The 20,064-nt window shown below is 59.6% G+C and carries 17 protein-coding genes and 1 pseudogene; 11 read left to right on the top strand and 7 right to left on the bottom strand.

What is annotated here, in order from left to right; genetic code table 11:
* Positions 1-109: 109 nt before the first annotated feature.
* On the top strand, positions 110-2,983 hold the full coding sequence (gcvP, locus tag ACYZT7_RS30870; protein WP_462039408.1) for an aminomethyl-transferring glycine dehydrogenase: 2,874 nt from the start codon (positions 110-112) through the stop codon (positions 2,981-2,983).
* A 170-nt stretch (positions 2,984-3,153) separates the two neighbouring features.
* Here gcvP and ACYZT7_RS30865 read toward each other — a convergent pair whose 3' ends face one another.
* The 5 genes from ACYZT7_RS30865 to ACYZT7_RS30845 all read right to left on the bottom strand — a co-directional run bounded on the left by ACYZT7_RS30865 (position 3,154) and on the right by ACYZT7_RS30845 (position 7,236).
* Positions 3,154-3,471 (bottom strand): DUF2388 domain-containing protein, encoded by a 318-nt coding sequence (locus ACYZT7_RS30865; RefSeq protein WP_010466645.1) that lies wholly within the window; start codon positions 3,469-3,471, stop codon positions 3,154-3,156.
* 68 nt (positions 3,472-3,539) lie between these two features.
* Positions 3,540-3,989 (bottom strand): NfeD family protein, encoded by a 450-nt coding sequence (locus tag ACYZT7_RS30860; RefSeq protein ID WP_462039407.1) that lies wholly within the window; start codon positions 3,987-3,989, stop codon positions 3,540-3,542.
* A gap of 8 nt (positions 3,990-3,997) precedes the next feature.
* A complete protein-coding gene (locus ACYZT7_RS30855) occupies positions 3,998-4,918 on the bottom strand; it encodes an SPFH domain-containing protein (protein WP_008150402.1) in 921 nt (306 codons plus the stop codon).
* Positions 4,919-5,026: 108 nt separating this feature from the next.
* Positions 5,027-6,811 carry a GspE/PulE family protein gene (locus tag ACYZT7_RS30850; RefSeq protein ID WP_462039406.1) on the bottom strand — a complete coding sequence of 595 codons (1,785 nt, stop codon included), beginning with the start codon at positions 6,809-6,811 and terminating at the stop codon, positions 5,027-5,029.
* A 62-nt stretch (positions 6,812-6,873) separates the two neighbouring features.
* On the bottom strand, positions 6,874-7,236 hold the full coding sequence (locus ACYZT7_RS30845; protein ID WP_462039405.1) for a hypothetical protein: 363 nt from the start codon (positions 7,234-7,236) through the stop codon (positions 6,874-6,876).
* A 126-nt stretch (positions 7,237-7,362) separates the two neighbouring features.
* Between ACYZT7_RS30845 and ACYZT7_RS30840 the strand changes: the two genes are divergently transcribed.
* Positions 7,363-7,827: an Lrp/AsnC family transcriptional regulator gene (locus tag ACYZT7_RS30840; RefSeq protein ID WP_046045137.1), complete on the top strand. Its 465-nt coding sequence runs from the start codon at positions 7,363-7,365 to the stop codon at positions 7,825-7,827.
* 115 nt (positions 7,828-7,942) lie between these two features.
* On the opposite strand, the gene ACYZT7_RS30835 is transcribed toward ACYZT7_RS30840, so the two are convergent.
* The gene (locus ACYZT7_RS30835) at positions 7,943-9,310 is read right to left on the bottom strand and encodes a CYTH domain-containing protein (RefSeq protein WP_462039404.1); all 1,368 of its coding nucleotides are present in this window, start codon (positions 9,308-9,310) and stop codon (positions 7,943-7,945) included.
* Positions 9,311-9,468: 158 nt separating this feature from the next.
* On the opposite strand from ACYZT7_RS30835, the gene argE reads away from it, so the two are divergent.
* Positions 9,469-10,638, top strand: a complete 1,170-nt coding sequence (argE, locus tag ACYZT7_RS30830; RefSeq protein ID WP_462039403.1) for an acetylornithine deacetylase — start codon at positions 9,469-9,471, stop codon at positions 10,636-10,638.
* A gap of 267 nt (positions 10,639-10,905) precedes the next feature.
* On the top strand, positions 10,906-12,204 hold the full coding sequence (argA, locus tag ACYZT7_RS30825; protein ID WP_462039402.1) for an amino-acid N-acetyltransferase: 1,299 nt from the start codon (positions 10,906-10,908) through the stop codon (positions 12,202-12,204).
* Between the two features lie 198 nt (positions 12,205-12,402).
* Here the strand turns inward: argA and tauA are convergent.
* Positions 12,403-12,591: pseudogene (gene tauA, locus ACYZT7_RS30820) on the bottom strand (taurine ABC transporter substrate-binding protein); the annotation flags it as partial.
* Between the two features lie 432 nt (positions 12,592-13,023).
* On the opposite strand from tauA, the gene ACYZT7_RS30815 reads away from it, so the two are divergent.
* The 7 genes from ACYZT7_RS30815 (at position 13,024) to ssuB (ending at position 20,060) form a co-directional block, all read left to right on the top strand.
* Positions 13,024-14,364, top strand: a complete 1,341-nt coding sequence (locus ACYZT7_RS30815; protein WP_462039401.1) for an OprD family porin — start codon at positions 13,024-13,026, stop codon at positions 14,362-14,364.
* A gap of 295 nt (positions 14,365-14,659) precedes the next feature.
* A complete protein-coding gene (locus tag ACYZT7_RS30810) occupies positions 14,660-15,298 on the top strand; it encodes a peroxiredoxin (protein WP_462039400.1) in 639 nt (212 codons plus the stop codon).
* A gap of 333 nt (positions 15,299-15,631) precedes the next feature.
* Positions 15,632-16,225 (top strand): NADPH-dependent FMN reductase, encoded by a 594-nt coding sequence (gene ssuE / locus ACYZT7_RS30805; protein ID WP_462039399.1) that lies wholly within the window; start codon positions 15,632-15,634, stop codon positions 16,223-16,225.
* 101 nt (positions 16,226-16,326) lie between these two features.
* A complete protein-coding gene (locus tag ACYZT7_RS30800) occupies positions 16,327-17,292 on the top strand; it encodes a sulfonate ABC transporter substrate-binding protein (protein WP_462039398.1) in 966 nt (321 codons plus the stop codon).
* 25 nt (positions 17,293-17,317) lie between these two features.
* Positions 17,318-18,466, top strand: a complete 1,149-nt coding sequence (gene ssuD, locus ACYZT7_RS30795) for an FMNH2-dependent alkanesulfonate monooxygenase (protein ID WP_462039397.1) — start codon at positions 17,318-17,320, stop codon at positions 18,464-18,466.
* Positions 18,467-18,474: 8 nt separating this feature from the next.
* Positions 18,475-19,257: an aliphatic sulfonate ABC transporter permease SsuC gene (ssuC, locus tag ACYZT7_RS30790; protein WP_462039396.1), complete on the top strand. Its 783-nt coding sequence runs from the start codon at positions 18,475-18,477 to the stop codon at positions 19,255-19,257.
* Complete coding sequence (gene ssuB / locus ACYZT7_RS30785) at positions 19,254-20,060, top strand: aliphatic sulfonates ABC transporter ATP-binding protein (RefSeq protein WP_462039395.1); 807 nt, start codon at positions 19,254-19,256, stop codon at positions 20,058-20,060. The genes ssuC and ssuB overlap by 4 nt, the downstream gene beginning before the upstream one ends.
* Positions 20,061-20,064: the final 4 nt, after the last annotated feature.

Below are 20,064 nucleotides of genomic sequence, written 5' to 3'. Positions count from 1 at the left end.
GGCTTTTCAGTTTCCGGGATCCTGATCTTCAAGGCTCTGTGGCATCGACTGCTATGCTGGTTTGACCGTGTTGCATCGACGTTGAGCGCCAGTCAAGAGAGAGCCCGTCATGTCCCAGTTGCCGTCCTTGAGCCAGTTACGCGACCCCAATGCCTTCCTTCGCCGCCACCTCGGGCCCGATGCCGCCGAGCAACAGGCGATGCTCGACAGCCTCGGCCTCGGCAGCCGGGTCGAGTTGATCGAGCAGACGGTGCCGCCGGGAATCCGCCTGAACAGGCCGCTCGACCTGCCACCCGCCCTCGACGAAGAAGCCGCGCTGGCCAAACTGCGTGGGTACGCCGAGCAAAACCAGGTCTGGACCAGCCTGATCGGCATGGGCTACAACGGCACCCTCACGCCGACTGTCATTGTGCGCAATGTGCTGGAAAATCCCGGTTGGTACACCGCGTACACGCCGTATCAACCAGAGATCGCCCAGGGCCGGCTCGAAGCGCTGCTGAACTTCCAGCAATTGACCATCGACCTCACCGGCCTGGAGCTGGCCAACGCCTCGCTGCTGGATGAAGCCACGGCGGCGGCGGAGGCCATGGCACTGGCCAAGCGTGTCGCCAAGTCCAGAAGCAATCTGTTCTTCGTCGACGAAAACTGTCATCCGCAGACCATTTCCGTGGTGCAGACCCGAGCAGAAGGGTTCGGCTTCGAGCTGATCATCGACACTGTGGATAACTTGAAACAGCACCAGGTGTTCGGCGCGCTCCTGCAATATCCCGATACCCACGGCGAGATCCGCGATCTTCGTCCCTTGATCGATCATCTGCATGCTCAGCAAGCCTTGGCATGTGTCGCCACCGACCTGCTGAGTTTGCTGTTACTGACGCCGCCGGGGGAGTTGGGCGCCGACGTGGTGTTCGGTTCATCCCAGCGTTTCGGCGTGCCCATGGGTTACGGCGGGCCTCACGCAGCGTTTTTTGCCAGTCGCGATGAGTACAAACGGGCGATTCCCGGGCGGATCATCGGCGTGTCGAAAGATGCTCGCGGCAATGTCGCCTTGCGCATGGCCCTGCAAACCCGCGAGCAACATATCCGCCGGGAGAAGGCTAACTCGAACATTTGTACCGCTCAGGTATTGCTGGCCAACATTGCCAGTTTCTATGCGGTCTATCACGGTCCGGAAGGGCTCAAACGCATTGCCCAGCGCGTCCATCGGCTGACCAGCATCCTCGCCGTCGGCCTTGAGCGCCATGGCATCACCCGCCTCAACACACACTTTTTCGACACGCTGACGCTGGAGGTCGGTGGTACTCAGACGGCAATTATCGAAAGCGCTCAAGCGGCGCAGATCAACTTGCGCATTCTTGGGCGCGGGCAGTTGGGTCTGAGCCTCGACGAAACCTCTGACCAATCCACCGTCGCGAAGTTGTTTGATGTGTTCCTCGGGTCCGATCATGGGCTTAACGTCGACGAACTGGACGCTGAAGCCCTTGATTCCGGCATTCCCACAGGTCTGCTGCGTACCTCGCCTTATCTGCGGCACCCGGTGTTCAGCGCACATCACAGCGAAACCGAGATGCTGCGCTACCTCAAGCAACTGGAGAACAAGGACCTGGCGCTCAACCAATCGATGATCCCGCTGGGCTCCTGCACCATGAAGCTCAACGCCACCAGCGAGATGATTCCCATCACCTGGCCGCAGTTCGCCAACCTGCACCCGTTTGCGCCGAAAGAGCAGGCGGTCGGTTATTCACTGATGATCGAAGAACTGGAGCGCTGGCTCTGCGCGATTACCGGTTTCGACGCAATCTGTATGCAACCCAACTCCGGCGCCCAAGGCGAGTACGCCGGGTTGCTGGCGATCCGCAAATACCATGAGAGTCGTCATGAGGGTGCGCGGGATATTTGCCTGATCCCGTCCTCGGCGCACGGCACTAACCCGGCGTCGGCGCAGATGGCCGGGATGCGCGTGGTGATCGTCGAGTGCGACGAGGCGGGCAACGTCGATCTGGATGACCTCAAAGGCAAAGCCGCCGAGGCGGGCGACAAACTTGCCTGCCTGATGGCGACGTATCCTTCTACCCACGGGGTATACGAGGAAGGCATCAGCGAAATCTGCGAAGTTATCCACAGCCACGGCGGTCAGGTGTACATGGATGGCGCCAACCTCAACGCCCAGGTCGGGCTGGCGCGCCCGGCGGACATAGGCGCCGACGTGTCCCACATGAACTTGCACAAGACGTTCTGTATTCCCCACGGCGGAGGCGGGCCGGGCATGGGGCCGATTGGGGTGCGGGCGCATTTGGCGCCGTTCGTGGCCAATCACCCGGTGGTGCCGATTGAAGGACCACTGGCGCAAAACGGCGCAGTCAGTGCGGCGCCCTGGGGCAGCGCGAGCATTTTGCCGATCAGTTGGATGTACATCGCGATGATGGGGCCGCAATTGGCGGATGCCAGCGAGGTGGCGATTCTTGCCGCGAATTACCTGGCGCAGCATCTGTCCGGTGCATTTCCGGTGCTCTATACCGGGCGTAACGAACGGGTGGCTCACGAGTGCATTCTTGACCTGCGGCCACTCAAGGCGCTGACCGGGATCAGCGAGGAAGACGTCGCCAAGCGGTTGATGGACTATGGCTTCCATGCGCCGACCATGTCGTTTCCGGTGCCGGGGACGTTGATGGTGGAACCGACCGAAAGTGAGTCGAAGGCAGAGCTGGACCGGTTTATCGGCGCGATGCTGAGTATCCGCGCGGAAATCACCGAGGTGCAGAACGGCAACTGGCCGGCCGATGACAACCCGTTGAAACGTTCGCCGCATACCCTGGCGGACATCACCGGAGTTTGGGAGCGGCCCTACACCATCGAGCAGGCAGTGACGCCGGATGCTCATACCAAGGCGCATAAATATTGGCCGGTGGTGAACCGGGTGGACAACGTCTACGGTGACCGAAATCTGTTCTGCGCCTGTGTGCCGGTAGACGATTACCGCTAATAGCACCGCCCCCTGTAGGAGCGAGGCTTGCCCGCGAAGGCGATTTAATATTCAACATTTACGTCGACTGATACACCGCTTTCGCGGGCAAGCCTCGCTCCCACAGGGGTTTTGTGCTGGACAAAAAAATGCCGCTCATTGGGAGCGGCATTTTTGTTCAGCTGGAAAGCTTACTCGGAGGCAACGGCATTCTTCGCCAGGATCGCATTCGCCAGTTCCATGTCCGTGGCCTGCAGGCCAGGGTTGTCGGCGCGGACTTTCTGCATCGCGGCTTCCAGGTATGGCCCACGAATGCCGCCATCACTGGCAACAAAGCTGCCGGCGTCGTCCTGGGCGGCAACGATCAGCTTGTGATCCTTGAAGGTCAGGTAGGTCGAGCCGGTGGTCGCACCGGACGAGATGACGTTACGCCAAAAGCTATCGGCCATCGCCGAACCGACGGGAAGGGACAACAGGGCGATGGTAGCGACAGCAAGTTTGAGACGCATAAGGGGTGACTCCACTGGGTTATCTACGGCCTTTGATTGCCAATCACCCAGTCGAGTTCCGTAACGGCTCATTCAGCCGGTTCAACCAGCAAAATAGCCCCTTGCTGCCCGATCACCCGAACGCGGCAGCCCGCTGCGGCGTCAGGCCCTCGGGCCATCCACACGCCGTCGGCGACCTTGATCTTGCCGCGACCGTCGACAATCGCTTCATGTACCACAAAGGTTTTGCCGATCAATTCCTGACCGCGCAGATTGAGGTTCGGCTGATCACTCAGCCGCACCGCGCTACGCTGGCGTCTCCACCAGTACAGGGCGGTAGCGATCGAGAGCAGGCCGAACAGCAGAAACTGCAATTCCCAGGTGATGTCCGGCGCTGCATAAGTCAGTACGCCAACGGCGGCGGCTGCCATGCCGATCCACAGCAAGTAGCCACCGGCGCCAAACACTTCGAGAATCAGCAGCACGGTGCCTAATGCCAGCCAGTCCCAGAACGATAAATGCTGCAGGAATGCCCACATATCGTGCCTCAGGCTTTCTTGTTATCGAACGTGGCCTTGACGATTTCGCCGATGCCGCCGACTGCGCCGATCATCGAACTGGCCTCGAGCGGCATCAGAATCACTTTGCTGTTGTTGGCCGAGGCCAGTTTGCCCAGCGCATCGATGTACTTCTGCGCGACGAAGTAATTGACTGCCTGCACGTTGCCGCCAGCGATGGCTTCGGAAACCACTTTGGTGGCCTGGGCTTCGGCTTCGGCCTGGCGTTCACGGGCTTCGGCCTCAAGGAACGCTGCCTGACGGCCACCTTCGGCCTCCAGGATTTGTGCCTGCTTCTTGCCTTCTGCAGTCAGAATCGCCGCGGCGCGCAGGCCTTCGGCTTCAAGAATTTGCGCACGCTTGATCCGCTCGGCTTTCATCTGCCCCGACATTGCAGCCATCAAGTCCGCGGGCGGGCTGATGTCCTTGATCTCGATCCGGGTGATCTTGATGCCCCACGGCGCCGTGGCTTCATCGACGGTGCGCAGCAGTTTTTCGTTGATCCCGTCACGCTGGCTGAGCATCGCGTCCAGCTCCATGGAGCCGAGCACGGTACGGATGTTGGTTTGCAGCAGGTTGCGGATCGCGTGTTCGAGGTTGTTGACCTCGTAGGCGGCCTGGGCAGTGTTGACCACCTGGAAGAAGCACACCGCGTCGATCTGCACCGTGGCGTTGTCGGCAGTGATGACTTCCTGAGGCGGAATATCCAGCACGCTTTCCATGACGTTGATCTTGCGACCGATGCGGTCCATCACTGGAATGATGATGTTCAGGCCGGGCTTGAGCGTGTTGGTGTAACGGCCGAAACGTTCGACCGTCCATTGGTACCCCTGAGGCACGACCTTGAAACCCATGAACAGAATGGCGACCACCAGGCCGACAAAAAGTAAAAGCACGCTACCGATCTGCATAACGATTCCCTGTTGATCAATGAAGTTGCGATCGCAGGAGTGTAGCGGCGCCGGCTGGGGATAAGAACCGTTAGTCGGCCCTCGCATCATCAGGAGACATAAAAGGCTTCATTTCTGCTCGCTCTGCGGCGTCACCCGCAAGACTTCCTCAATCGTCGTTAAACCCGCCGCCACTTTTTGCGCCCCCGACAACCGCAAACTGCGCATGCCTTCCTTGAACGCCTGACGCCGCACCGCCAGCAAATCGGTGTCGGGGTTGATCAGCGCTTTGACGCCGTCCGTCAGCTGCATGATTTCGTAGACCCCGGCGCGGCCGCGGTAACCGGTATCGCGGCATTCCAGGCAACCAATGGCGCGATGTGCGTTGTTCGGCAATGGTGCCTGCCAGGGGCGGGTCAAGGTTTGCCAGTCTTCTTCACCCAGCGTCAGCGGCGCCTTGCAATGCGGGCACAAGGTGCGGACCAGGCGCTGGGCCATGACGCCGAGCACCGTGGCTTTGATCAAGTAATGCGGCACGCCCAGTTCCAGCAAGCGGCTGATCGCGCTCGGTGCATCGTTGGTGTGCAGTGTCGACAGCACCAAGTGACCAGTGAGCGCGGCCTGGATCGCCATTTCTGCGGTTTCGAGGTCACGGATCTCACCGATCATGATGATGTCCGGATCCTGTCGCATCAGTGCGCGCACACCGGCGGCGAAAGTCAGGTCGATGTTGTGTTGGACCTGCATCTGATTGAACGCCGGCTCGACCATTTCGATCGGGTCTTCGATGGTGCAGAGGTTGACCTCTGACGTCGCCAGCTTCTTTAACGTGGTGTAAAGCGTGGTGGTTTTACCGGAACCGGTCGGCCCGGTGACCAAAATAATGCCGTTGGGCTGGCTAGTCATGTCCTGCCAGCGGCGCAAGTCATCGGCGGAGAAGCCCAGCTGGTCAAAGTCCTTGAGCAGTACCTCCGGGTCGAAGATCCGCATGACCATTTTTTCGCCGAATGCGGTAGGCAATGTCGATAGCCGCAGCTCGACTTCGCCACCGTCCGGGGTTTTGGTCTTGACCCGGCCGTCCTGGGGTTTGCGTTTTTCCGCGACGTTCATCCGCCCGAGGCTTTTCAGGCGGCTGACGATCGCCATGGTCACTTGCGGCGGGAATTGATAGACGTTGTGCAGCACGCCGTCGATGCGAAAGCGCACCGTGCCTTGTTCGCGCCGGGGTTCGATGTGGATGTCACTGGCGCGTTGCTGGAACGCGTACTGGAACAGCCAATCGACGATGTTGACGATGTGCGCGTCGTTGGCGTCCGGTTCCTGGTCGCTGGCGCCGAGGTTGAGCAGCTGCTCGAAGTTGCCCAAGGTGTTCATCTGCTGATCGGCGTTGGTCGCGCCGCTGACCGATTTGGCCAGGCGGAAAAACTCCACGCTGAAGCGCTGGATGTCGACCGGGTTGGCCACCACACGCTTGATCGGCAGTTTCAGCACATGGGTCAGGTCGGCTTCCCAGCCGGTGACGTAGGGCTGGGCGCTGGCCACGGTCACCGCGTCGCGGTCGATGGAGACCGCAAGAATCTTGTGGCGCTGGGCGAAGGCGTAGGACATCAGCGGCGTAATCGCCGCAACGTTGATTTTCAGCGGATCGATCCGCAGATAAGGCTGGCCGGCCTGCTGCGACAGCCAAAGCGTCAGGCCTTCCAGATCGAGGTGTTTACCTGGACGACTGAGGTCGTCCAGGTGTTGGCTGGCGATGAATTCCAGTGGGTGCATCTGGCCATTGGCGGCGTGACGGCGTCGGGCATTGAGCGCGTGTTCGGCCGAGTCCTGGCTGATAAAGCCTTGGGCGACCAGTTCACGCAGCAAATCATTGAGATCCAGCCAGCGGTCCTGAATGGCAAGGTGAACGGACATGCGGGCTCCTCATGAACAACAGTTCGCAAAGGATAGTCGCGGACCCGCAGACCGTTGGGCCACTACCCGACGAAGCCGTGTCGAGTTCTTTCAGCCTGTTGAGCCGGTTCATCCCAAGCGCAATCAGCCGCTTGCAGCTCAACCGAACAGACGCTGATCAGGTTACGTAATTTTTCCGCGATCACTTGGGCACGGTGCCAGCTCAGGCCGTCTATCACGATGTCGATCGACAACAGATCGTCCATCCGCTGCACGTTGACCTGTTGCGGCGTCAGAAACTGCAAAGCGAACAGGTTGAGCGCCCGGCACAGCAGGTCCGGTTCGGCCTCGGCCAGCATTTGATAGTGAACGCGGCAGTGGGCGTTGCTGACGTTCCAGACATCGGCGCGGGTGTGCGGGGTGTTCACGGCTTCTAGATGCGGCATGGTCGGTCTCCAAAATCACTGGAGGAATTTTTACATTCGGTGCCGGGTATTTCTTATCTATGATTGGGCTTATTGGCGATTATTTGAATTGCTTGATTCGGTAAGTTATCAATCAAAGGTTTTTTTATGCATAGCGAGCTGGATGGCTACGACCGCAAGATTCTCGCGTTGCTGCAAGAGGACGCTTCACTCTCCAGCGCACAGATCGCCGAGCAGGTGGGGCTGTCGCAGTCGCCGTGCTGGCGACGGATTCAGCGGATGAAGGAGGAGGGGATTATTCGCGGGCAGGTGACCTTGCTCGACCGGAAGAAAATCGGTCTGAACACGCAGATCTTCGCTGAAATCAAACTCAACGCTCACGGGCGTTCGAACTTCACCGAGTTCACCGAGGCGATTCGTGGCTTTCCCGAAGTGCTGGAGTGTTATGTGCTGATGGGGTCGGTGGACTTCTTGCTGAGGATTGTGACGGCGGATATTGAGGCGTATGAGCGGTTTTTCTTCGAGAAGCTGTCGATGGTGCCGGGGATACAGGAGGTGAACTCGATCGTGGCGTTGTCGGAAATAAAGTCCACGACGAGTTTGCCAGTCTGAGGTTTTGCGGTGAATGGGCTGGCCTCTTCGCGGGCAAGTCGGGTCGCCGCATCGCTCACTCCTACAGGATTTCGGTGATCCTCTGTAGGAGCGAGGCTTGCCCGCGAAGGCGGTGTTACATACGCAGCAGCATCTTCCAGGCACGATTCTGATACACCGCAATCGCCTGCTGCTTGCGCGCATCCAGCGATTCGTCGGTGATCGGCTCGTTAGCAAGCAGAGCAAGCTGTTTCAGCTCACCGTACAGGCGATCCATTTCCGGGATGTCCAGCACGCTGCGGGCGTGGTGCAGCCAGGCCTGGATGCGCTCGATGCGCGGCAGTTGCTCGGCCAGGTCTTCCGGCTGTTGCTGATAACGCTGCAGTTGCAGCGAAGTCGCTTCTTCACCCAGCAGGCGCGGCAACCAGCTGCCCAGTTGCGCAGCGCCTTGGCGATTGCCGCGGACGTTGCGATCGGCCGCCCAGGTGCGCGCCAGCAACCAACGCGACGTGTTCAGCGAGAACAGGCCCCAACGCGGGTCTTCGAGTTCTTCGAGGAACTGCTCCGGCGCGGCTTTGCGCACGTCTTCGTCGTCGACACCGGCTTGCACCAGCGGACGCCAGTCTTCGAGCAAGGCATCCAGCGCGACGCGCAGATCGTGCGTCGACTGACGCGGTGCGGCTTGACCCAGGCTGCTGAGCAGCGCGCGCAATTCAGCCAGGTTTTCGACCCAGTCCTGCAGCAGGCGCCAGTGGCCGTTGAAGCGATACTGCTCGGCCAGACGCTGGCTGCTGCTCAGCAAGTGCCAGCTCAGCGCGGCGAAGGCGTCATCCAGCGGGGTTTCGGCGGTGATCTGCGGCGCCGGCAGGCTCAATGAGTAGCTGTTGGCGTCGTACAAGCGATAACCGCGTTCGGCCTTGCTGATGTCACATGGCATCAGGGCCAGGGTCGCGGCCAGTTCGGCGGCCAGTTCCAGCAAAGCGGCCGGCTCGCCTTCGCGCAGTTCCAGTTCCAGTTCGCAGATTTCTTCTTTCTGCTTGCCGACCACCACATGGCCGAGGTCCAGCGCGGCTTCGATGACCACTTTGGTCTTGCCACGGCCCCAAGCGATTTCAGCGCGTTCGCGGACGAAATCGGTGGTGAAGATCGCCTTCAGGGTTTTCTTGTCCAGCTCGGCGAGTTCTTCGGGCCAGCATTCGCCGTCGAGTTTCTTCACGTCGAGCTTGGCTTTGGGCAGGTTCCAGTCGTATTCGTTACGCACCGACAGACCGGCGACGCTCTGGCCACGGGTCTTGAGGGTTTGAATCACTTCTTCGCCATCGCGGCGCAGGCGCAGGGCAACCTTGGCGCGGGCCAGGTCGCGCTCAGGCGTGTCGAAGTACTGGTTCATCAACTCACGGCGTTCCCAGCCACTTTTGTTGCGTTTTTTCAGGAGCGGGTGCTCGCGCAGGGCCGCGAGAGTTTCTCGGCTGACGCGGAGTTTGATTTCGGTTTCTTTCTGCATGGCCGGAAAATCCAGGATCGGGAGCGCAGCCGGGGGGAATGTGTGGCTGCCAAGGCCGTGCAGTGTACAGGACTCATCAGTCCTACGTGCCGCGGCGGTTTATTCCTGTCACTGGATGGCTCTATGATGGACTTCAAATCGGGAGTTGGGAGTCAGCGATGCCTTTGCCGTCCATGAAAGATCAGTTCGCTGCGCTGATCGCTACGCCGTCCGTCAGCTGCACCCAACCCAGCCTCGATCAATCCAACCGCCCGGTGATTGACCTGCTGGCGGGTTGGCTCGGTGACCTTGGTTTTGCCTGCGACATTCAGCAGGTCAGCCCCGGCAAGTTCAACCTGCTGGCCAGTTTCGGTTCTGGCCCCGGGGGGCTGGTGCTGGCCGGTCATAGTGACACTGTGCCGTTCGATGGCGCGCTGTGGCAGACCGACCCGCTGAAGCTGACCGAAGTCGATGGCCGCTGGATCGGGCTGGGCAGTTGCGACATGAAGGGTTTTTTCGCCCTGGCCATCGAAGCCGTCATTCCTCTGCTCGACCAACCGTTCAAACAACCGCTGCTGATCCTCGCTACCTGTGATGAAGAAAGCTCGATGTCCGGCGCTCGCGCCTTGGCCGAAGCCGGGCGTCCGCTCGGTCGTGCGGCGGTGATCGGCGAGCCGACCGGGCTGAAGCCGATCCGCATGCACAAAGGCATCATGATGGAGCGCATCGACATCCTCGGCCAGAGCGGCCACTCCTCGGATCCGCGCCTTGGCCACAGCGCCCTCGAAGCCATGCACGATGCCATCGGTGAACTGCGTGGTTTGCGGTTGGCGTGGCAGCGTGAATTCCGTAATCCACAGTTCAGCGTGCCGACGCCGACCCTGAATTTCGGCTGCATCCATGGCGGCGATAATCCCAACCGTATTTGCGGCCAGTGTTCGCTGGAGTTTGATCTGCGCCCGTTGCCAGGCATGGACCCCAATGCCCTGCGCGCGCAGATTCTGCAGAAGCTCAAGCCCATTGCCGAGTGGCATCAGGTGAAGATCGATTACGCGCCGCTGTTCCCCGAAGTGCCACCGTTCGAGCAGGCTGAGGACGCCGAATTGGTCCGGGTCGCGGAAAAGCTCACCGGCCATCGCGCCGAAGCAGTGGCGTTCGGCACCGAAGCGCCTTATCTTCAGCGTCTTGGCTGCGAAACACTGGTGCTGGGCCCTGGCGATATCGCCTGCGCGCACCAACCGGGGGAATACCTCGAAATGTCACGTTTGCAGCCTACGGTGCATCTATTACGACAACTGATTAAACATTACTGCCTGACACCGGCCAAAACGCCAATGCCAGTCAATTGAGCACAATTCCATGTGGGAGCGAGCTTGCTCGCGATGGCGGTTGTACATTCGACACATGTGTTGCCTGTCAGTCCGCTATCGCGAGCAAGCTCGCTCCCACAGGTTCTGTGTTTTGGCTAACTAACCGTATAAATTGCCAGTGTCCCAACCCGTATTCATGAGGAGAGCGCGCGTGTCGCCAAGCCTGTTCCGACGATAACCATCAGCCCGCTGTGCGTTTTCTGTTTCGCCCATTTTTTGGCTGCTATTTATTACAGGCCCAGGTTCATGCCCGAATACGTTAATTGGCTTCGTCACGCTTCGCCCTACATCAACGCCCACCGTGATTGCACCTTCGTCGTCATGCTGCCCGGCGACGGCGTGGAGCACCCGAACTTCGGCAATATCGTCCACGACCTGGTGCTGTTGCACAGCCTGGGCGTGCGACTGGTGCTGGTTCACGGTTCCCGTCCGCAAATTGAAACCCGCCTGGCCGCGCGCGGCCTGACCCCGCATTACCACCACGGCATGCGCATCACCGATGCAGCAACGCTGGAGTGTGTGATCGATGCGGTCGGCCAGCTGCGTATCGCCATCGAAGCGCGACTGTCCATGGACATGGCTTCATCGCCGATGCAGGGCTCGCGTCTGCGGGTGGCCGGCGGCAATCTGGTGACGGCGCGGCCGATCGGCGTGCTCGAAGGCGTCGACTATCACCACACCGGCGAAGTGCGTCGGGTCGACCGCAAGGGCATCAATCGTCTGCTGGATGAACGTTCCATCGTGCTGTTGTCGCCACTGGGTTACTCGCCGACCGGTGAGATTTTCAACCTCGCCTGCGAAGACGTCGCCACTCGCGCGGCCATCGATCTGGGGGCGGACAAGCTGCTGTTGTTCGGCGCTGACCTGGGGCTGATCGATGAAAACGGTCGGCTGGTTCGTGAGTTGCGTCCGCAACAAGTGCCCGCGCATCTGCAGCGCCTGGGCAGCAACTATCAGGCTGAGCTGTTGGATGCGGCCGCTGAGGCCTGCCGCGGTGGTGTGGCGCGCAGTCATATCGTCAGCTACGCCGAAGACGGCGCGCTGCTGACCGAACTGTTCACCCGTGACGGTGGCGGTACGCTGGTGGCCCAGGAGCAATTCGAGGTTGTGCGCGAAGCGGCCATCGAAGACGTCGGCGGCTTGCTGGATTTGATCAGCCCGCTGGAAGAGCAGGGCATTCTGGTGCGGCGTTCCCGTGAGGTGCTCGAGCGTGAGATCGAGCAGTTCAGTGTGGTCGAACGCGAAGGCATGATCATCGCCTGTGCGGCGCTGTATCAGATTGCTGATTCGGATGCGGGGGAGTTGGCGTGTCTGGCGGTGAACCCGGAATACCGCCATGGCGGTCGGGGTGATGAGCTGCTGGAGCGCATCGAAACCCGCGCCCGGGCGCAAGGGTTGAAAACCTTGTTCGTACTGACTACCCGGACCGCTCACTGGTTTCGCGAGCGTGGTTTCGTGCCGAGCAGCGTCGAACGCCTGCCGTCGGCGCGGGCATCGCTATACAACTTTCAGCGTAATTCGAAGATCTTCGAAAAAGCCTTGTAACCGCAGGCTGATCGTTCCCACGCAGCGTGGGAACGATCATTAATCCTGCACAAACTTCGCGCTGACATACGGCGAATAATCCGGCAGCACTGTCTCGACCTTCCCTTGTTCCTTCAAGAACTTCGCCGTTTCACCAATGGCCTTGGCCGTGCCGCCGTCCAGCAGCGCGGTGGTCTGTTGAGCCTTGGCATCCGGGAAGGCTGAGCCGCGGCTGCCGATCTGCACATCGCCGGAAGCAATGGCTGTAACCACTTCCGGGCCGCTGTTGAAACGACGCCAGTCAATTTTCTGGCCGATGGTTTTCTCGTACAGTCCATCTGCCTGGGGGACTTTGCTGGGGTCGATACCGGTTTGATAACCGACGGTGAGGTTCGCTGCATGGGCGGTAAAAGAAAATGCGAGCGATACACAAACTGTAACAAATCGACTAGATAGTGCGCGTTTGGCCATCATGGCGTCGCCTTTTCGATAGGGACTGACGTTTGGGGAATGCGTCAAAGCTAATCGATCTAAAAAAATGCTAACAAATACCATTTAGGAATTAGCTTAGGTGCCGATACGTTGTGTCCGGCTCAGAAGCCTAGTGCGGGGCTATATTCCATAATGGTATGAAAAAGAATGAAATAATTCTTTTTGGCTTTATGAAGAAGCCATTACCCTTGCACGGACCAAATAACTGCGGTTAGACCTTGGTCGTAGACACACATAGTTACGATTGACTTGTCAGTCGCGGTCTGGCGCTAATCGCGCATCTTAGGATCCGGGGCACTCGACCCAGGACCAGGACCACAAGAATTAGAAACGATAGGAGCGAAACAAATGAACAAGTCCACCTTGGCCCTGGCTGTGGCCGTAGGGGTTTTGGCGCAGCAGGCAGGCGCCGCCGGTTTCATCGAAGACAGCAAGGCTACTTTGGGGCTGCGTAACTTCTACATCAACAACGATAACCGTGATCACGCTGCTGCCACTGCTTCTGGCGTGCAGAGCAAAAACGAAGAATGGGGCCAAGGCTTCGACCTGCGTTTCATCTCCGGCTACACCCAAGGCACCGTCGGCTTCGGTATCGATGCTATCGGCCTGCTGGGCGTGCGTCTGGATTCGGGCGGCGGCACTAACGGCGCCACTTCGACTTCTTACGGCGGTACTGTTTTCCCAAGCAAGTCCAACGGCGAAGCGGTTGATAACTTCTCCAGCGTGGGCCTGACTGCCAAAGCCAAGATCTCCCAGACCGAACTGAAGTTGGGCACCCTGCAGCCAAAACTGCCGGTTATCGTGACCAACGATGGCCGTCTGCTGCCGCAAACCTTCCAGGGCGGTCAGATCACCTCGAACGAGATCAAAGACCTGACGCTGGTCGGCGGTCAGATCGAGCACGTCAAAGGCCGTAACTCCAGCAGCAATGAACAACTGTCTATCGGGGGGGCTTCCGCGCGTACCGCCAACAGCAACAAGTTCATCTATGCCGGCGGCGACTACAAGATCACCAAAGACCTGACTGCCCAGTACTACTACGGCAATCTGGAAGACTTCTACAAGCAACACTTCCTGGGTCTGGTGCACAACTGGTCGATCGGTCCGGGCGTGTTGAAGTCTGACCTGCGTTATTTCAACAGCTCCGATGACGGGCTGAATGGCAACACTCCGGCCTATTACAGCAACGGTAACTACAACAGCACCGCCAACGGTAAAGGTAAGGTCGACAACAACCTGTACAGCGGCCTGTTCCTGTATACCGTTGCCGGCCACACCTTCGGCGGCGGCTATCAGGTCAGCAACGGCAGCAGCGACTTCCCTTGGTTGAACCAGGGTGACGGCTCGTCGGCTTATCTGACTACCGACAGCCAGATCGCCAAGTTCGCCCGTGCCGGCGAACGCACCTGGCAGGCACGCTACTCGTATGACTTCGTCAAGGTTGGCGTGCCTGGCTTGACCGCCGGTATGGTTTACTTGCGTGGCGACGACATCGATACCCGGTCCCCGGCGAGCACTAACAGCTCCGAGTGGGAACGCGATCTGACCCTGGCATACGTAGTCCAGAGCGGTCCAATGAAAAACCTGGGCCTCATGTGGAAAAACGCCATGTGGCGCAACGACATCCCAGGCCAACGCGACCAGGACGAAAACCGTCTGATCGTCAGCTACTCGATCCCGCTGTTGTAATAGCACTCGCGTAACTGAAGTAAAAAAAGCCCCGCCCGGCATCACGCCGGGCGGGGCTTTTGCGTTTTCAAGTCAGGCTCACCCCCGTAAACCCTCCTCGAAATTTCCCTCTTTGTGCAGCAACTCAAGGCCTTCTCGAACCTTGTGGGCGATAGTCGTCCTGATCGTCGCCAAGGTCCAATGAACACATTTTTAATATTCATTTACGATCTAAACAAATCGATATTTATTCTTTTTAATGAATAAGAAATGCAGGCACAGTTGACCTCAACAAGCACTCACCAGGAGCAGCATCATGAGCCTCAGACTGGGCGATATCGCCCCCGACTTCGAACAGGATTCCAGCGCCGGCACCCTCCGTTTCCACGAATGGCTTGGCGATAGCTGGGGCGTGCTGTTTTCCCACCCGGCGGACTTTACCCCGGTGTGCACCACCGAGTTGGGCTTCACGGCCAAGCTAAAGGACGAATTTGCCCAGCGCGGTGTGAAAGCCATCGCCCTGTCCGTGGACCCGGTGGACTCGCATCACAAGTGGATCGAGGACATCAACGAAACCCAGAGCACCCTCGTCAACTTCCCGATCCTCGCCGACGCCGACCGCAAGGTGTCGGACCTTTACGACCTGATCCACCCCAACGCCAACGACACCCTGACCGTGCGCTCGCTGTTCGTGATCGACCCGAACAAAAAGGTTCGGCTGACCATCACCTACCCGGCGAGCACCGGCCGTAACTTCCATGAAATTCTGCGGGTGATCGACTCGCTGCAACTCACCGACAACTACAAGGTGGCCACGCCGGCCAACTGGCAGGACGGTGATGAAGTGGTGATCGTGCCTTCGCTCAAGGATGAAGACGAAATCCAGAAACGTTTTCCCAAGGGCTATCGCGCGGTGAAGCCGTACCTGCGTCTGACGCCACAACCAAACAGGTAAACCATTAACCCTAGCGGTGTGGCTTAAATCGCCATCGCGAGCAAGCTCGCTCCCACAAGTAGAGCGCGATCCAATGTGGGAGCGAGCTTGCTCGCGATGACGGCATACCTGGCGCCGCAAAATTCAGATTGAACCGTATCCACAAAGCAGGGGATTTCAGGCCGTTTTTACGGCCTATTTTTTTGCCTGGGAAAAGACAATCCACATAGATCTATAAGGAATAAACAAATGAATAAATATGATTTATGGATATAACAATCACCTGTTAAGGTCACTCCATCACAGCGAGATCGCAAGCCGCGAATCGCCAACACCGTTCAAGGAATCGCCTGAATGCTGGTCGTCTCACTCGGTGGCAGTCCCAGCTTACGCTCGCGTTCCGGGGTGCTGCTGGAGCGCTCCCAACGTTGGTTGCAAGAGCAAGGTGTGGAAGTGGTGAGTTACCAGGTACGGGACTTCCCGGCCGAAGACTTGCTGCATGCACGCTTCGACAGCCCGAAGGTCATCGACCTGCTGCAGCAGATTGAAAGCGCCGATGGCCTGCTGATCGCTACACCGGTGTACAAGGCGTCGTTCTCCGGCGCATTGAAAACCGTGCTGGACCTGCTGCCCGAGCGCGCCCTGGCCCACAAGGTGGTTTTGCCAATGGCCACCGGTGGCAGCATCGCCCACATGCTGGCGGTCGATTACGCGCTCAAGCCGGTGCTGTCGGCGTTGAAAGCCCAGGAAATGCTCCACGGGATTTTCGCCGTGGACAGCCAGATCGCTTACGGCGAAGGCAGCGCCCAGGCGCAGTTGGTACCCGAGCTGGAACAACGACTGAATGAATCGCTGGAGCTGTTTTTCAGCGCCATGGCCCGGCGGCCCAAGCCGATCGATCCGAACCTGTTGAATGAACGTTTGTTGAGTGCTCGCTGGAGCATTTAAGCCAGCACTTAAGCCACACCTGAAATTGATCCACTCACCTTACTCAGCCGCTAACGGCCAAGCAGGTGCAGCCAAAACCCAACTGCAAAAAGGAGAGCGCCATGCGCACTGTCATTTTGCGTCGTGGTCTGGTCGCTCTGTTTGCTGCGGCTGTAACCTTCGGCGCCATTACTCAAGCTCAAGCCGAGACTCTTCGGATCGGTTATCAAAAGTACGGCACTTTGGTGCTGCTCAAAGCCAAAGGCACTTTGGAAAAACGCCTCGCCACCCAAGGCGTGGACGTGCAATGGACTGAATTCCCCGGCGGCCCACAACTGCTCGAAGGCCTGAACGTCGGCTCCATCGACTTCGGCGTTACGGGTGAAACGCCACCCGTATTCGCTCAAGCCGCCGGCGCCGATCTGCTCTACGTCGCCTACGAACCGCCTGCTCCTCACAGCGAAGCGATCCTGGTGCCGAAAGACTCGCTGATCAAATCGGTGCAGGACCTCAAGGGCAAGAAAGTCGTCCTGAACAAAGGCTCCAACGTTCACTACTTGCTGGTCCGCGCACTGGAAGACGCCGGCCTCAAATACACCGACATCCAGACCGTCTTCCTCCCGCCGGCCGATGCCCGCGCCGCGTTCGAGCGTGGCAGCGTCGATGCCTGGGTGATCTGGGACCCGTACCAGGCTGCCGCCGAACAGCAACTGCAAGCACGCACCTTGCGTGATGGCCAAGGCATCGTCGACAACCATCAGTTCTACCTCGCGACCAAGCCTTATGCGCAGAAGAATCCAGAGGTGATCAAGACCCTGGTGGAAGAAGTGCGTGCGGTCGGCGAATGGTCCAGGGCCAATCCCATCGAGGTGACTAAACAAGTCTCACCGCTGCTCGGCCTGCCAGCGGACATCACCCTGACTTCGGTGAAACGCCAAGGCTACGGCGCGCTGTTCCTCACGCCTGAAGTGGTCGCCGCGCAACAGAAAATCGCCGACAGCTTCTACCAGCTCAAGCTGATTCCAAAGCCGCTGAGCATCAAAGACGTGATCTGGACGCCACCGGCGGCCGTTGCCAAAGCTCAGTAATTCGATTCCCTAAGGAGACCACTCCATGAGCCTCAATATCTTTTGGTTCCTGCCTACCCACGGCGACGGCCATTACCTTGGCACCTCCGAAGGCGCTCGCGCCGTCGACCACGGTTATCTGCAACAAGTCGCGCAAGCGGCGGATCGCCTGGGTTTCGGCGGGGTGTTGATTCCTACCGGTCGCTCGTGCGAAGACTCGTGGCTGGTAGCGGCGTCACTGATCCCGGTGACCCAGCGTTTGAAATTCCTCGTCGCGCTGCGCCCCGGGATCATTTCCCCGACGGTGGCAGCGCGTCAGGCCGCGACGCTGGATCGCCTGTCCGGCGGTCGTGCGTTGTTCAACCTGGTCACCGGCGGTGATCCGGAAGAATTGGCCGGCGACGGATTGTTCCTCAGTCACGAAGAGCGCTATCAAGCCTCGGTGGAATTCACCCGCATCTGGCGCCGCGTGCTGGAAGGTGAAACCGTTGATTACGACGGTCAGCACATCAGCGTGAAGGGGGCGAAGTTGCTGTATCCGCCGATCCAGCAACCGCGTCCACCGCTGTACTTCGGTGGATCTTCGGAAGCGGCGCAAGACCTCGCGGCAGAGCAGGTCGAGATGGTCCTGACCTGGGGCGAACCTCCGGCAGCCGTTGCCGAGAAGATCGAACAAGTGCGTGCCAAAGCCGCGAAGCTCGGTCGCACGGTGCGCTTCGGCATTCGTTTGCACGTGATCGTTCGCGAAACCAATGCCGAAGCCTGGCAAGCGGCGGATCGGCTGATCTCTCATCTGGATGACGAAACCATCGCTCGTGCCCAGGCCTCTCTGGCGCGCTTCGACTCGGTCGGTCAGCAACGCATGGCCGCATTACACGGTGGCAGCCGCGACAATCTGGAAGTCAGCCCCAACCTGTGGGCCGGTGTCGGCCTGGTGCGCGGTGGTGCTGGCACGGCGCTGGTGGGCGACGGTCCAACCGTGGCCGCCCGCGTGAAGGAATACGCGGACCTGGGCATCGACACGTTCATCTTCTCCGGTTATCCACACCTGGAAGAGTCTTACCGCGTTGCCGAGTTGCTGTTCCCGCACCTGGACATCGAGCGTCCAGAGCTGCCAAAAGGAGCCGGTTACGTCAGCCCGTTTGGTGAGATGGTCGCCAACGACATTCTCCCCAAAGCCGCGTCGCAGAGCTGAGGCGCGCCATGAAGAAGCTTATCCACAGTCTTGCGCCCTGGGCGTTATCTGTTTTGCTGCTGGCGGTGTGGCAGTTGTCGGTGTCGGCGGGCTGGTTGTCGACACGGATTCTGCCGGCGCCGATTGCGGTCATCGAAGCCGGCGTCAGCCTGGTGCGCAGCGGTGAAATCTGGACTCACCTGGCGATCAGCGGTTGGCGCGCAGCGCTGGGCTTCGCCATCGGCGGGGGTATCGGTCTGGCGTTGGGTTTCATCACCGGTCTGTCGAAATGGGGCGAACGGCTGCTCGACAGTTCGGTTCAGATGATCCGCAACGTGCCGCACCTGGCGCTGATTCCGCTGGTGATCCTGTGGTTCGGCATTGATGAGTCGGCGAAGATTTTCCTGGTGGCATTGGGCACGTTGTTCCCGATCTACCTCAACACCTATCACGGCATCCGCAACGTTGATCCGGCGCTGGTGGAAATGTCCCGCAGTTATGGCGTGTCCGGTTTCAGTCTGTTCCGTCAGGTGATTCTGCCGGGCGCGCTGCCTTCGATTCTGGTCGGCGTGCGGTTCGCGCTGGGCTTCATGTGGCTGACGTTGATCGTCGCGGAAACCATTTCCGCCAGCTCCGGCATCGGTTACCTGGCAATGAATGCCCGGGAGTTCTTGCAGACCGACGTGGTGGTGCTGGCGATTCTTATGTACGCGGTACTCGGCAAACTCGCCGACCTCGCGGCCCGTGGACTTGAACGCGTGTGGTTGCGCTGGCACCCGGCCTATCAGGTTGTTAAAGGAGGTGCGGCATGACGGCTCAACAACCTCCACGCCTGCTGCGCGGGATTCCGTTGGTGGTGCAAAAGCTGCAAAAAACCTTTGGCTCGCGGCAAGTGCTGCGCGAGATCGATCTACACATCCCGGCCGGTCAGTTTGTCGCCGTGGTCGGTCGTAGCGGTTGCGGCAAAAGTACCTTGCTGCGCTTGCTCGCCGGTCTCGACAAACCCACGGGCGGTGAATTGCTGGCCGGTTCCGCGCCGCTCAGTGAGGCGCGGGAAGACACCCGATTGATGTTCCAGGAAGCGCGTTTGCTGCCATGGAAAAAGGTCATCGACAACGTCGGCCTCGGGCTCAAGGGCAACTGGCGGCCACAAGCGCTGGAAGCCTTGGAGTCGGTAGGTCTGGCAGACCGCGCCAATGAATGGCCGGCTGCCTTGTCCGGCGGCCAGAAGCAACGTGTGGCCCTGGCCCGCGCGCTGATCCATCAACCGCGCTTGCTGTTGCTGGACGAACCGCTGGGCGCGCTGGATGCGCTGACCCGAATTGAAATGCAGCAGCTGATCGAGCGGCTCTGGCAGAAGCACGGTTTCACCGTGTTGCTGGTCACCCACGACGTCAGTGAAGCGGTGGCGATTGCCGATCGGGTGATCCTGATCGAGGAGGGCGAAGTCGGTCTCGACCTGCACGTGGAACTGCCGCGCCCTCGGGTTCGCGGCTCCCATCGGCTGGCGGCGCTGGAAGCCGAAGTCCTCAATCGCGTGCTGGCGTTGCCCGGCGAACCGCCGGCGCCGGAACCTGTTTCACCATTGCCCACGCAATTGCGTTGGGCTCAATAACTCA

It is taken from the genome of Pseudomonas sp. RT4P38 (genome assembly GCF_054897765.1).
This window is presented reverse-complemented; position numbering and strand designations above follow the sequence as displayed.